Source organism: Methanobacterium sp. BRmetb2, assembly GCA_003491285.1.
Taxonomy (GTDB): domain Archaea; phylum Methanobacteriota; class Methanobacteria; order Methanobacteriales; family Methanobacteriaceae; genus UBA117.
This window is the reverse complement of record CP022705.1, coordinates 437,559-451,154: the sequence shown is the minus strand read 5'-3', so window position 1 is coordinate 451,154 and position 13,596 is coordinate 437,559. Positions and strand designations below refer to the sequence as shown.

At 33.8% G+C, this 13,596-nt stretch carries 14 protein-coding genes; 5 read left to right on the top strand and 9 right to left on the bottom strand.

What is annotated here, in order from left to right:
- Window positions 1–14 precede the first annotated feature (14 nt).
- From CIT01_02155 to CIT01_02145, 3 genes are all read right to left on the bottom strand, one after another.
- The gene (locus CIT01_02155; protein ID AXV37088.1) at window positions 15–248 is read right to left on the bottom strand and encodes a hypothetical protein; all 234 of its coding nucleotides are present in this window, start codon (window positions 246–248) and stop codon (window positions 15–17) included.
- A gap of 90 nt (window positions 249–338) precedes the next feature.
- Window positions 339–965: a hypothetical protein gene (locus tag CIT01_02150; GenBank protein ID AXV37087.1), complete on the bottom strand. Its 627-nt coding sequence runs from the start codon at window positions 963–965 to the stop codon at window positions 339–341.
- Entirely contained in the window at window positions 962–1,420 is a 459-nt protein-coding gene (locus CIT01_02145; GenBank protein AXV37086.1) for a hypothetical protein, read from the bottom strand. The genes CIT01_02150 and CIT01_02145 overlap by 4 nt, the downstream gene beginning before the upstream one ends.
- 222 nt (window positions 1,421–1,642) lie before the next feature.
- Between CIT01_02145 and CIT01_02140 the strand changes: the two genes are divergently transcribed.
- On the top strand, window positions 1,643–2,680 hold the full coding sequence (locus tag CIT01_02140; protein ID AXV37085.1) for a phosphomethylpyrimidine kinase: 1,038 nt from the start codon (window positions 1,643–1,645) through the stop codon (window positions 2,678–2,680).
- 112 nt (window positions 2,681–2,792) lie between these two features.
- On the opposite strand, the gene CIT01_02135 is transcribed toward CIT01_02140, so the two are convergent.
- Genes CIT01_02135 through CIT01_02120 form a run of 4 tightly spaced genes read right to left on the bottom strand, consistent with a single transcriptional unit; the run spans window position 2,793 to window position 6,236 of the window.
- Window positions 2,793–3,290 carry a heat-shock protein Hsp20 gene (locus tag CIT01_02135; GenBank protein ID AXV38694.1) on the bottom strand — a complete coding sequence of 166 codons (498 nt, stop codon included), beginning with the start codon at window positions 3,288–3,290 and terminating at the stop codon, window positions 2,793–2,795.
- A gap of 10 nt (window positions 3,291–3,300) precedes the next feature.
- Window positions 3,301–4,293 carry a GTP-binding protein gene (locus CIT01_02130; GenBank protein AXV37084.1) on the bottom strand — a complete coding sequence of 331 codons (993 nt, stop codon included), beginning with the start codon at window positions 4,291–4,293 and terminating at the stop codon, window positions 3,301–3,303.
- Window positions 4,294–4,863, bottom strand: a complete 570-nt coding sequence (locus CIT01_02125) for an AMMECR1 domain-containing protein (protein ID AXV37083.1) — start codon at window positions 4,861–4,863, stop codon at window positions 4,294–4,296.
- Window positions 4,863–6,236 (bottom strand): hypothetical protein, encoded by a 1,374-nt coding sequence (locus tag CIT01_02120; GenBank protein ID AXV37082.1) that lies wholly within the window; start codon window positions 6,234–6,236, stop codon window positions 4,863–4,865. The genes CIT01_02125 and CIT01_02120 overlap by 1 nt, the downstream gene beginning before the upstream one ends.
- Window positions 6,237–6,500: 264 nt before the next feature.
- On the opposite strand from CIT01_02120, the gene CIT01_02115 reads away from it, so the two are divergent.
- From CIT01_02115 to CIT01_02100, 4 genes are all read left to right on the top strand, one after another.
- A complete protein-coding gene (locus CIT01_02115) occupies window positions 6,501–8,048 on the top strand; it encodes a hypothetical protein (GenBank protein AXV37081.1) in 1,548 nt (515 codons plus the stop codon).
- Window positions 8,049–8,050: 2 nt separating this feature from the next.
- Window positions 8,051–8,437 (top strand): ferredoxin, encoded by a 387-nt coding sequence (locus CIT01_02110; protein AXV37080.1) that lies wholly within the window; start codon window positions 8,051–8,053, stop codon window positions 8,435–8,437.
- Between the two features lie 35 nt (window positions 8,438–8,472).
- Window positions 8,473–9,663: a ferredoxin gene (locus CIT01_02105; GenBank protein AXV37079.1), complete on the top strand. Its 1,191-nt coding sequence runs from the start codon at window positions 8,473–8,475 to the stop codon at window positions 9,661–9,663.
- 1,602 nt (window positions 9,664–11,265) lie between these two features.
- On the top strand, window positions 11,266–11,853 hold the full coding sequence (locus CIT01_02100; protein AXV38693.1) for a deacylase: 588 nt from the start codon (window positions 11,266–11,268) through the stop codon (window positions 11,851–11,853).
- A gap of 49 nt (window positions 11,854–11,902) precedes the next feature.
- Here the strand turns inward: CIT01_02100 and pyrI are convergent, their stop codons facing one another.
- Both pyrI and CIT01_02090 read right to left on the bottom strand, forming a co-directional pair.
- A complete protein-coding gene (gene pyrI, locus CIT01_02095; protein ID AXV37078.1) occupies window positions 11,903–12,379 on the bottom strand; it encodes an aspartate carbamoyltransferase regulatory subunit in 477 nt (158 codons plus the stop codon).
- 112 nt (window positions 12,380–12,491) lie between these two features.
- Window positions 12,492–13,538, bottom strand: a complete 1,047-nt coding sequence (locus tag CIT01_02090) for a cation transporter (GenBank protein ID AXV37077.1) — start codon at window positions 13,536–13,538, stop codon at window positions 12,492–12,494.
- Between the last annotated feature and the right edge of the window lie 58 nt (window positions 13,539–13,596).

Here is a 13,596-nt window from a genome sequence, read left to right as displayed (position 1 = left end):
TTTTAAAGTATGTTTTAGACTCGTATAATTCCTGTAATTCCTAAAAATGCCATCACCAGACCAAATAAAGCACCTAAATATCCTACATATTTAAATTGATCAATTTTGGGCTGGAAAAATGCAAAAAGACCGAATAAACAGAATTGGAATAATAGAATAGGGTCGTGTGAAGTAAAGGCTGTAAAACCTAAAAATCCCAAAAATCCCAGAAATCCCAACATCCATTCTTTACTATCATTGTTTTCCATTTTTCTCACTTCCTAAAAATTATTCTATTTATAAATAGATTATTTTTTAGATATTTATGCTAAATTATCTATTTTCTAATTATTTTAAATTTATCTTTCAATAGAATCTAATAGATTTTGCATTGCTTTTTTATGTTTTGAGCCCCCAACTTTATTTACAAGCTTAGACATTTCTCTAATCCTCTCAATGTATTGGAGACGAGTATCTTTATCAACCAATTCAAGTCGAGTAAGATAAATTAAGGATTCTATTACAGCAAAAGAAGCACGGTTAAATGGTTTTACACATTTTTCATTGATGATAACTTCTTTTGCATAGGCTTTTATTATACTTAATCGGGACACACCCAGTTGATCTTTTTTTTCAACTTCTTTTATATCAGTTAATTCTGTTATAAAAAATCCATCTGCATTCCTCAGTACAAATTGGTCTTTATACTTTTTGAAATACTCTGAGGAAGGATCTGAAATTGTGCATTGGACAAATGTCTCTGGATCTTTAACTATATTAACCACAAATTTTTTTTGTAATTTAATATTGTCCAAAGTGTGAGAGCCATGGTGCAAGTAAACGATAATTTCCTCTTCACTTTTACATATAACTCCTATTGGGGCAGCATTAGGAATGTTATCTACATTTTTAGTGGTAATGATAGTTTCATAAAGTAATCCTTTCTGCATTCCCACTTTTCTAATATCAACCATTTCTCTTTTCATCTGAACACATTACCAGTTAATGTACCATCTATTATGCAATCAAAATCTAATTTTTTGTCCCATTCCGCTTTTTTAAACATGTCCATATAGCATAGGCCTATTAGCTTTCCATCTTTTTTAAGGATTTTATCCACCAGTTCCTGGATCTCCTCAGCACTAATATTACTTTTTGGCATGGAAAGCCCGCCTAAAAGAGCAACAACTTCTGCTTCTGGATCTGCACTGACTGTAAGTTGCATACCCTCTGGTTTTAACTCTAATTTTTTAGCACTTTCAATATCTTTACCAGTTATAAAAATAGATTCTTTATCTCTTATAGCGTAAGCAAAGAGTTCTGCAAAAGGAGTGCACACGCCAGGCATTCCTACAAATGTTACTTTATCTGCATTGGCAACTTCCTCTTTAAAAGCTAAAAGATTTCCAGTTAATCCTTTAAATTCCTTAATTTTTTCCATGTTATCACTAAAATCTAATTAAGTATTGGAAGTATATAAAATTCTCGGAATAAATTGAATTAAGTAATAATCTCATAAAAAATCTCCATATCAAATTTTATCTAAAATAATTAATGGGCTACCTATCCAGAAAAAATCGCAGTAAATGAGGTTTTTTCAGAATTTTCTGGATTTTTAAGAAATTAATAAAGATTATATGAAATTAATTCCATATTCTATGTCATGGAAATTCAGAATCTAAAAAATGCAGCAAAGATACTTCAAAGTTCCAAGGAGTTTGCCAATTTAATCCCAGAGGTTAGAAGCAATATTGTAATGGCCAAAAAAGATGCAAAAACTGTACTGGATGTTGCAGGGATTCCAGGGCGTATCACCACTGTAGATAATAAACCAAAAGTGTTTACCACACCAGATTTCGGCGCATCATCGCACATGGCCCGTTTAGTTTTGAATATTATGAAATATGATTCTTCTAAAAGAAGTGCATTGAATTTAAGATACGATGAAGGATTGATAGACATCTGCACTAAATTAGGGCTCAATGTTTCTTATTATGATCGAAGAGAAGAACCAGATGATGTAAGAAAAATAGAAGGAGGAACTATTCCATGGGGGGTTAAATCAGCCGTTGATAGAATAGGAAAAGTTCCCGATGTAATTTATCACACAGGTGATTGGGGTAAGGAGCCTTCTATGGTTTTAATTGGTAATGACGCTGTAGATGTAGCTAAAATGGCAGTGTGTATTGCCAGACTTTTTAGTAAAAGGGAGGGTTACAAAGTTCTTTTTGCACCTTCCCGCGGTTCATATCCTTCTAAAAAGCCAGATGTTCCTTGTTTGTTTTGTGCTATTGCAGGTAATGATCCTAACGTTCCTTCCAGAGTTCTTTATAATGATGGAGAGAATATGGTACTTATGAACATATTTCCTTATAACAGGGGCCACTTAGAGGTTGTTCCAGTTAGCCATGTAACTGATCTAATAGACCTCGACCCAGAATCACTTAAAAACTTATTTATCATGATCCAAAAAACTATAAAGCTTGTGAGGAAAGTCATGCAACCAGCCGGTATAAATGTTGGGATAAATCTGGGTATAGCTGCCGGAGCAAGTGTTGAACATCTTCATGTACATGTTCTACCTAGATTCAAAATGGAATCTGGTTTTATGGAGACAGTTGCAAATACAAGGGTTATAGAAGAGACTATTGACGAGACCTACGCCAAATATATGGATAATGTTGAAATTCTAAAAGATTAAAAAGAACTTTTTTTAGGATTTTTTATTATTAGAAGTAGTTCTTATTGAGAATTAGAATACCTTAAAATAAAGTAAAAGATTGAAAAAAATTCAAAAAAAAGAATATGTCTAATTAATCTATGTTTACTTTGAATTTTTCTGCTTTTTCTACTTTTGGGAGTTCTACAGTTAAAATACCGTTATCAAATTTGGCAGAAGCGCCTTTAACTTTTATTTTTGCAGGTAAAACCATAGATCTTCGAGCTTCACCGTATTTTCTCTCTTTCTTTATAAAATTAGCCTCTGAAACTTTACTTTCTTCTTCAAATTTGGCCTGGATATCAATGGTATCTTCAGTGAGGTTAATATTTATATTATCTTTACTGACACCGGGAAGATCAGTTTTAATTATTATAGACTCTTCAGTTTCTATTACATCCATATTGGGCTTGGCAGGGATTGAGTTAGCGTAATCTGACACTCTTTTTTCAACTTCTTGTTGCATCTCTTTGACATTGCTTAATATGTCTTCAAACATTTTTTCTGCAGTGGTTTTACGTTTTTCAACTTTATCTTTCCCTTCTTCAATTTTGGCTTTTATTTCTTCCTTTTTTTCATCCTTTTCAGGCATATCTTTTTTTTCAATATCTTTTTCCACCATCAAATTCCTCCAGCCTTTTTATAAGATCGGTTACTCCAACACCCTCTGTTGCCGTTAAAAGGAGAGGGTCATCCACTTTATTAATATACTCATCAAGATACTTAACATTTTCTGCCAAGTCTATTTTATTAAAAATACATATCATTGGAGTATCATAAAGTCTATTAATCTCTTCATATAACTTGTATTGACTTTCCAATGAATATCCACAGGTTTCTGATGCATCAAAGATGTATAAAATAACTTCTGCTAGGTACTCCAATGCCACCATAGCTCTAAGTTCTATAGGATTCATATCCCTTACTGGCCGGTCCAAAAGGCCGGGAGTGTCAATTATTTGATATTTGATCCATTTTTTTTCAAAATGACCAATTTGAATGCCTTGAGTTGTAAATGGATAATCCGCAACCTTAGGTTCTGCTGAAGTTAACCTTCTGAGCAACGTAGATTTTCCCACGTTAGGAAAGCCAGCTATAACCACAGTTACTGCGTCAAAGTCAATGGTAGGAGTGTTTTTAAGTCTTACTTTAGCATAATCCAAAAACTCAAGATCATCATCTATTCTATGTATAACTGATGAAATACGTCCAAATGCTTCTTTACGGATTCTAGAAGAATTTTCAGGTCCGGATCTTCTAATTTTGAATACGTACTCATTTTCAAGTTTAGCTATAATCCCCACAGCCCAATTTAATGCTCCGAGGGATTTTTTCATTTGATCCACCCCTACAACAACATCTATATAATCCTGGTAGAACATATGGAGACTTTCAATATTGGGAACCTTCTCTAAAATGTTATTATACGTTTCTTGAATATTTTGCGAGGCAGTTTTAACTCTGGCTTCTTCAATTTTTTTAGATTTTAAATTTCTAGGTATTTTAGATGTACGAACTTTATTAGCTGCCTTTTTAGCCCGTCCAAATGCTTTATCCAGAATCTCTTCTGCAGTGGGTATAGTAGGAATGAACATTTAATCACTTTTCTCCTGGAATATTTCAGCCTGAAATTTGTAAACTTCTACCTTATCATCGTACCAGCAATCTGGTTGAAGTCCGGCCTTAAGACAGGTGTTAGTTAAAAATTCTTTAACATCCCAACCCCATTCGACTGGGACTTGGGGGAGTAGAAGGCCTTTGTTAAAACCTTTTTCCATAATTAAGCCGTCAGTTCCCACTACAATTTTTTCTAAATATTCTTGGGGAGCTTTAACTTGAACTTTCTGAGGTGGGGTTAAAACACTCAATTCCAGATCTACCATGCCAAGTTCATCTAATTGCATAGGGGGAAAACGAGGATCTCCTGTTGCGGCAGATATAGCTGAGTCAATAACTGCATTTATCAATGGTTTCACAGGTTCTGGATACCCAATACATCCCCTTAAATCTTTTCTTTCATGAATAGTGACGAATACTCCCATTTTTTCTCTCAAGATGGAGGGAATGTCTTCAGGAGTTTTTATCACAGTATTATTTTTAAGATAGTTTTCTATAGCCTTTCGGGCCACTTTTAATAAAAAATCTCCATCTTCTTTTGTTAACATTATTGCATCCCTCCAACTGTAGCTTCAATTACTCTTACATGTGGTCCGCCATCTCCAACCGGGGCAGTTTGTCCAGATTTACCACAGAAACCCAGGCTCATCTTAAAGTCAGAACCTACCCCATCAACTTTTTTAAGAATTTCTAAAATATTCCCGGATAATGAAACATCACGTAAAGGCTCGCCAACTTCTCCTTTTTGGATATTAAATGATTCAGCAGCATTAAATTGGAATATACCCTTTCCAGTATCTACCTGACCTCCTCTTGAACCTTTTAGGTAGATTCCATTTTCAATATCTTCAATTAATTCTTCAAATTCCAAATTTCCTGATTTTAAATAGGTATTACTCATTCTGACAATGGGTTGGTCACTTATGGATGACCTGGAATTTCCTGAAGGTTCAATATTAAGTTTTGAAGCTGTTTCTCTAGAGCTTATAACTGATACTAATTTACCATTTTTAATTAACTGGTTTGCACGGGTTTTAACACCTTCTGCATCATAAGCATAATAACCAAAGGCGTCCATGCTTCCATCGTCTACAATATTAACCAGAGGAGATCCTATTGTTTCTCCAATTTTTCCTTTTAATATGGAGTCATTTTGCAGGATGAGATCAGCCTCAGAGGCATGACCAACAGCTTCGTGAATAAATACTCCTGTTAATTCTGGATCCATTATAACTGTGAATTTGCCAGAGGGGGCTGATTTCGCATCAAGAAGTCTTACAGCTTTTTGGGCCACTCTTCTTCCAAATTTTTCTGTATCCTCTTTTTTCAATGCTTCAAATCCACAGGCTCCACCTATACTTCCATGTCCAAATTGCATATTATCTCCGGAAGATGCAACTGCATTTAAAAAAATAGCCACCCTAGCATCTTCAACCTGGATTGAAGAGCCTTCGGAGTTTAAAAAAAGGCTTCTACCTTCCATATCTACGTAGCTTACATTAGTACTTATAACTTTATCTATATTGGTAGCAGCATCGATCTCTGTAATCAAATCTTTTTTATCGTCCATTGAAACAGTTGATGGTTTTATTTTTGCATTTGATTTAACTTTATCTTTTATATTTTCAATTTTCGCCAGTGAAACGTCACTTTTTAATGAACTGGCTAATTTGAATGCTTCCCCAGCCATATCTTCCAGTTTGGAAATCTGGCTGGTAAATGCAAATCCCCATGCTCCATCTTTCAAGACACGTACACTGCATCCAAAATCCGCACCAGATTTGATATCTTTCATCTTACTATCTTTCATAATAATGGAGGTACTGTTACTTTCTCCTGCTCGAATATCAATATAATCTGCTTTATGTTCAAGTGAATGAATAATTTTCTCCAATAAATCTTGATCTATAAAAAAAGTCATTTTATTCCTTCTCCTACAAAACTTCTCAATCAGTGATTTTGATAATTAATATTATATCGTCATGTTTTATAAAAAATTTTAATAAGTTTCAATTTAAATTTCCATACTAACAATATCGTTTATACCAAGAGAAAAGTTATATTGAATTAGTATAATATTATAAGGGTTAGATATTAAATATGGTTATTTATTGGGATTTCATTTTTTTCTTGAATAACAGTTTAAATGAAATATTCATGATTACAAAGCACCGGATGTGATTAGATGAAGACAATAGAGGAAATCAATAATAAAATAAAAAATGGCGACGCTGTAGTAGTAAATGCGGCTGAAATGGTAAATTTAGTTGCAGAAAAGGGTTTGAAAGAAACTGCAGAAGAAGTGGATGTAGTGACTACAGGAACATTTGGTGCTATGTGTTCATCTGGAGCATTTTTAAATTTCGGGCATTCTGATCCTCCAATCAAAATGAATAAAACATTTCTAAATAACGTGGAGGCGTATTCAGGTTTAGCTGCTGTAGACGCCTATATTGGGGCAACACAACCTAATCAAAACCCAGAGATAGGATCTGCCTATGGTGGGGCCCATGTAATTGAAGATTTAATAAGAGGAAAAGAAATTGAATTACATGTGGAAGCATATGGTACAGACTGCTATCCCTTAAAGAATTTAGAAACTAATTTAACTCTTGATAAATTGAATCAGGCAGTTATGGTAAACCCTCGGAATTGTTATCAGAACTATGCAGTTGCTGTAAATTCAACAGACGAAACATTATATACTTATATGGGTACTTTACTGCCGAATTTTGGTAATGTAACCTATTCCAGTGCGGGTGCTCTTAGTCCTTTAATTAATGATCCCTATTTTCAAACCATTGGTATGGGGACTAGAATTTTCCTGTGCGGTGCCCAGGGTTATATAATTGGGGAAGGAACTCAGCACGCCACAGAAACAGAAAGAAAGCACGGAGTACCAGTAACATCAGCTGGGACATTAATGTTGAAAGGTGACATGAAAGAAATGAACTCTGATTATGTCCGGGGAGCTAATATGCAGAAGTACGGGTCAACACTCTATGTGGGGGCAGGTATACCCATACCTATCTTAAATGAAGAGATAGCTGCAAGAACTGCCATAAGTGATGAAGAAATAGTTTGTCGCATTATAGATTACGGTGTACCTCGAAGAAGCCGTCCCATAATTAGAGAAACAAATTATGCAGAACTTAAAACTGGTAAAATTGAAATAAATGGCATGGAAATTCCTACCTCACCATTATCATCTTTAAAGAAGGCAGAAGAAGTTGCAGAGCAGCTTAAAAAGTGGATAGAAAAGGGAACGTTTTATCTCTCCAATCCGGTTGATAAAATTCCGTCTAGAGGCTCTGTTGTAAATCCGCTTGAGATCAGAAAACCATTCATATTGGTAAAGAATATTGAAAGTAAACCAGCCATAATAGTTCATCCAAATGATGTTATTAAAAATGTAGCTAAAAAATTAGTTGAAAATAACATCAATCATCTACCTGTGGTGGATAATAATGGTAAATTGAAGGGTATAGTAACTTCATGGGATGTAGCAGATGCTGTTGCAAAGGGAAAAAATAGTTTAAAAGATGTTATGACTAAAAAGGTTATCATTGCGCGGGAAAATGAGCCGGTAGATGTCATTGCCAGAAGAATTGACAAATATAACATTTCTGGCCTACCTATAGTGGATGAAGAAGATAAATTGAAGGGTATGATTACTGCAGAAGATATTTCAAGACTTATCGGTGAAAATCCAGATAGTGAAGGTGGTGATTAAATATGAAAGCAAGATTAAGGTTTTCGCCAAGCATAGTAAGTAATACCCTAATTTCCGATACCATAAAACGTTTTGATATTAATTTCAATATTTTAAGAGCAGATATAAGTCCCAAAGGAGGAAACATGCTGGTGGAAATCAGTGGACAACAAGCTGAAGAGAGTATTCAATATATGGAAGATCAGGGAATCCAAGTTTTTCCAGTAAAAAAAGTGGTAAAACAGGATGAAGAAAAGTGTATTGATTGTGGTGTTTGTGTTTCACTTTGTCCAGTAAATGCCATATCCATAAAAGAGGATTGGTCTGTGGAAATAGATAATCAATCATGCATTGGTTGTGGTTTTTGCACATTATCCTGTCCAATGAAGGCTATTAATCTTATGGAATGATTAAAACATATTGAACTTTATTTGGAAGTTTTTTAATGGTTTTAGTGATTGGTTCAGGAGCTGGAGGCTCTACAGTAGCAATGGAACTTGCAAAATCAGGAATTCCTGTAACAGTTATTGAAAAAGGCCCATTAATAAAGACCGGTAAGGCATATAAATGTTATCAACCATCAGATTCCTGTTTGGATCTTCTTAATACAGTTTGTATAGGTGGTTCTACCTTGGTATCTGCTGGAAATGCAGTAAGAACATCGGCAGAGTACATGAAAGAAATGGGAATTAACCTTTCAAATGAGTTTAATGAAATTGAACTAGAATTAAATGTTAAAGAGTTACCGGATTCACATTTTGGAAGGGGAACTTTAAAGTTAATGGAGGCTGCATCAAAACTGGATTTTAAAGTTCAGAAGATGCCGAAATTCATCAATCCTAAAAACTGTAAACCATGCGGAAAATGTTCTTTTGGATGTCCCCAGAATGCTAAATGGACTGCATTAGACTTTATTCATGAAGCCAAGAAATATGGTGCAGAAATTCTACCAGAAACAGCAATCACAGATATAGTCACAAAAAATGGGAGAGTAACTGGTGTTAAAAGCTATGATAAACTATTTAAATCAAGCACGGTAATTTTAGCTCCCGGTGCAATCACCACTCCTAAATTACTTCAAAAAATAGGTTTGAATGCAGGAGAAAAATTTTTCATGGATACCTTTGTGACGGTAGGGGGGGTTCTAGAGGGAATAGGATTTAATGAAGAAGTCCAGATGAATGCTCTGATTGAATGTGAAGATTACATTATCTCCCCTCATTATTCAAGTCTAATATTTAATCAACTCAAAGACTTTGGGGCTAAAGAAGCCGATATTTTAGGTTTAATGGTTAAAATTAAGGATGAATCTAGTGGCCGAGTAGAAAAAGATAAAATAATAAAATATAACACATTAAATGACGTAAAATTTTTATGCGAAGCTTCTGCTAAAGCAGGAACCATTTTACTGGAAGCAGGGGTTGATCCTAAAACTATAGTTTCCACACCTCCCCGTGGGGCTCATCCAGGAGGCACTGCTCCCATCGGAAAAGTTGTAAATAAAAATTTAGAAACTGAAATCCAAGGATTATATGTTACTGATGCGAGTGTTTTACCCAAATCACCAGGATTACCACCAATACTTACGATTATAGCATTGGCTAAAAGATTAGCCAAACATATTACCAATAATTAGTCATCTATTATTAAAATATAATTTTTCAAGTGACAAATTATCATTTAGTATTACAAAAACCAGTTTGATAATGCATTAATTTTTAATTTATTATAACAGATCTTTTATATAATGCTTTTAATATAATTTGATTCATTAATAATGAGAAATAGACTATAAATCATATTAAATTTTATACCCAGTAAATATCTAAAAATTCCTTTATTATAATAGGAACTTGGAGGGCTTTACATTACGCGAGAGAAATTTTTTTTGGCTTTATTAGCATGCAGTTTTTTGATATTTTTTTCAGTTACTGGTGTTAATGCTATTGAAGACAATGTTACAGATGGAACTATAATAAATGATACTAATGCATTAGAAAATGAGGAAAAAAATATTTCACAGTCCAGTGATGTAGATTCTATAGATAACGATACGGAAAATCAGGAAGATACTGTTATATATCAAACTAGTGCTGAGGATCCTATTGGTTCTGTGACGGTTGAAGAGGTTGAAACAGCTTCAATTTATCTTAAGAATTATGTGGATACATATAACAGTTTACCAGAGAGCATTCCCGTCGGATCCTATACTTTGACTCTGGCTGAATTTTTGAAGGTTTTGTTGACAACTACGATACAGTTAGATCAAGGAGATACTGATACTCCAATAATTATTACTGTAGTGGGTGAGGCATCTAATCCTGCGGGTAACGTTAATTCTGGTAACATTTTAAAATCAGAATATTTACAAAACGCTATTAATATTCTTAATTTCATCAATGCCAATGGAAGAGCACCAAACTATTGTAGTACTTCTCTACATAATCTCAGGTTTGAAGGTATTTTATTTAGTTATGCTAAAATCATAGATTTCTACAAAGAGCATGATAGGCTACCAAACTATACGATTATCACTAAATCTGATTTCATGGGATCTGTGACTATCGAAGAGATTGAAACAGCATCTGCTTATATTAAAGATTACGTAGAGACAAATAAAGTTTTACCAGAGACTATTCAGGTCGGTTCAAAATCTTTAACCATGTCTGAGTTTTTAAAAGTTCTATTGGATGCTGTAATAAATTTGGATCAAAATAGATCTACGCCAGTGGCTGTTACGGATGTTGGCGATGCACCTAGTCCCGCAGGCCAGAAAATTTCAGGCAATATTCTAAAATCCGAATATTTAGAAAAAGCAACCAGTATTCGTAATTTCATAGATTCATATGGAAGAGCACCTAATTTTTCTAAGACTTCTTTGGGTAATTTAAGGTTTGAATATATAGTGTTTAGTTATGCTAAAATCATAGATTTCTACAAAGAGCATGATCGGCTACCAAACTATACTAAAATTCTTTCATCTGATTTTATATGGAAATCAGAAGGTGTATATAATATACAGATAATTACCTATGAAAGAGTCAAGTACGGTGATTCCTATAGATATGTTGAAAAGGTTTCAGATACACCAACAACCAACCGAACAGTTACTGTAGAAATTTCTAATATTGATACATCAACTGGTGGGGATGTAACTAACAATAGTGTTCTGATGCAGTATATTTCCCGAACTGACGTGGTAAATAAGCTGATTGAAGTGTCAAAGAATGGAACACCTATGATTCGTTTTGGTGACGGAACTGGTACTAAAGTCATGATGATATCCGGAGTTCATGGAAATGAGATACCTCCACAAATAGCCATGCTTAACATGGTTAACTATTTAATGGATAAAGACATTCAAGGAACGATTTATATTGTTCCGTTTGCAATTCCTTCATCTACTGCCAATGTTGCACGGTACTGGAACGGTCAAAATCCAAATACTATATCACATATTCCAGGAACTCCCACTTACAAAATTTTAAATGTGGCTAAACAAAATAAAGTTAATTATCTAGGCGATTTCCATTCTACTCGTGAAGGAGGATATCCTGGAGCAAACGCAGTGTTTTGTTCAAAATATCCACTTTATACAAGCTATAAAATGGCCTACTACATTAGTAAACAAACAAGCTCCAAATTACTTGTATATAGCACGGCAGCAATGGAATATCCGGGTGCAGTAGAAGATGCTTCTAATATAATGGGCATACCTGCAATAACTTGTGAATCTTTATCTAACCATGGTACAGTGAGATCAGGAAGTGTAAGCAGGTCTTTTTACCAGATGGTGTTTTTAGCAAGGTATGCTAAACTAGTTTAATTACAAAAAGAACTAATTTTTTTTCTTTTTTATTATTTATTTATTAAAATTAAATTTGAAATTCAATACCTTTTTCATCTACGATTCTCTCACAGAAGTAACATCTCAAGATAATGGCTTTTTTGTTAATTACAAAAAATTTGGAGTCAACAGGTTCAGCAGTATTAGTTATACAGTTGGGATTGGGGCATTTTAATATATCCTTAATTTCGTCCATAAGATGAACCTTGCCTTTTTCTACGATTTCATAATCTCTTATAATATTTATAGTGGCATTTGGTGCTATTAATGCTATTTTATCCACTTCTTGAGAATCTAATTCTCTATTCTCAATTTTAACTATATCTTTATTTTTCATTTGTGATGAAAGAACGTTCATAGCAATGGTTACTTTGCTCTTTTCATTGGGCAACCCCAAAATTTTAAGGACATTTAATGCTTTATTAGCGGTTATGTGGTCTATAACTGTCCCATTTTTAATAGGTTTAACCTTCAATTCCCTTGGTAACTTTTTTGGCTTTTCCATAAAATTTACCTTTATAATTTTACTAAGAATAGTTGATTAGGTGTACACCAATGAATCTTTAATTTAGATATAGTAAATGTTGGTTATAAATTTTTACAAAAAATTTAGTATATTATAGTCCAGTAAGGTACAATCTGGTTACTGCATAAATGATGTAAATGCTTAATAAAATTAATCCATCATATCTAGTTAATTTATTTCCTCTTCTAGATAGTAATATTAAGAGTGCGGTGACAAAGATCATTACCGGGGCATCAAAGGTGAGAGATAGTCTTTCTACTGGAACCCTCATAATTAATGCAGGTATTCCGATACCTATCATAATATTGAAAGTGTTACTTCCCAGAACCGTTCCAAGAGATAAGTTGTGCAATCCTTTAACTGCAGAAGATAATGTAACAACCAGTTCAGGGATGCTGGTCCCAATAGCCAGTGTAAAAAGACCCATTATCATGGCAGGTATCCCTGCGATTCTGGCTAGTTCTGTTCCACTATCAACTAATAATTTACATCCAATAATCAGACCTATGAATCCAAGGACCATGAAAATTATATTTTTTGGCTTTATTGATTTCTTTGTTTCTGAGGATTCTTCTGGAATATATTTGGTAACTTTTTCTTTATCAACTGATTCTTCTTTATCAGATTTTTCTATAGATGATAAATTTTCTTTATCTTCTTTATCAGATTCATTTTTTGAATAGTCTTTTTGAGCCCGTATTAACATCCAGAGATAAGCAATGTAAACCATGATCATTACTATAGCAGCTATTCTGGTGATGTCCCCAAATAACATGAAAAACAATAGTATTAAGCCAGTGCCCAATGTTATAAGCCCATCCCGTGTAACTCCTTTTGTATCTGTTTTTATAACTCCTGCTATTGTTGCAGAGATACCCAATATACCCGCTATATTCCAAATATTTGACCCGATAACTACCCCCACACCAATATCGGTGTTACCACTTACTGAAGCTATTACTGCCGAACCAAATTCGGGTAGTGATGTTCCAATAGCTGCAGCTGTAACTCCCAGAATAATTTCTGATATTCCCAGTCTAGTACCAATATCTACTAAATTATCAATAAAAAGGTCTGCAGATTTAATTACAATTATTAGAGAAATAATTAAAATAACAATTTGTATTATCCATAGCATAATAATCCCTGAATATAATATTCATTTATCCTTAAACCATAGACTATTAATAAAACTC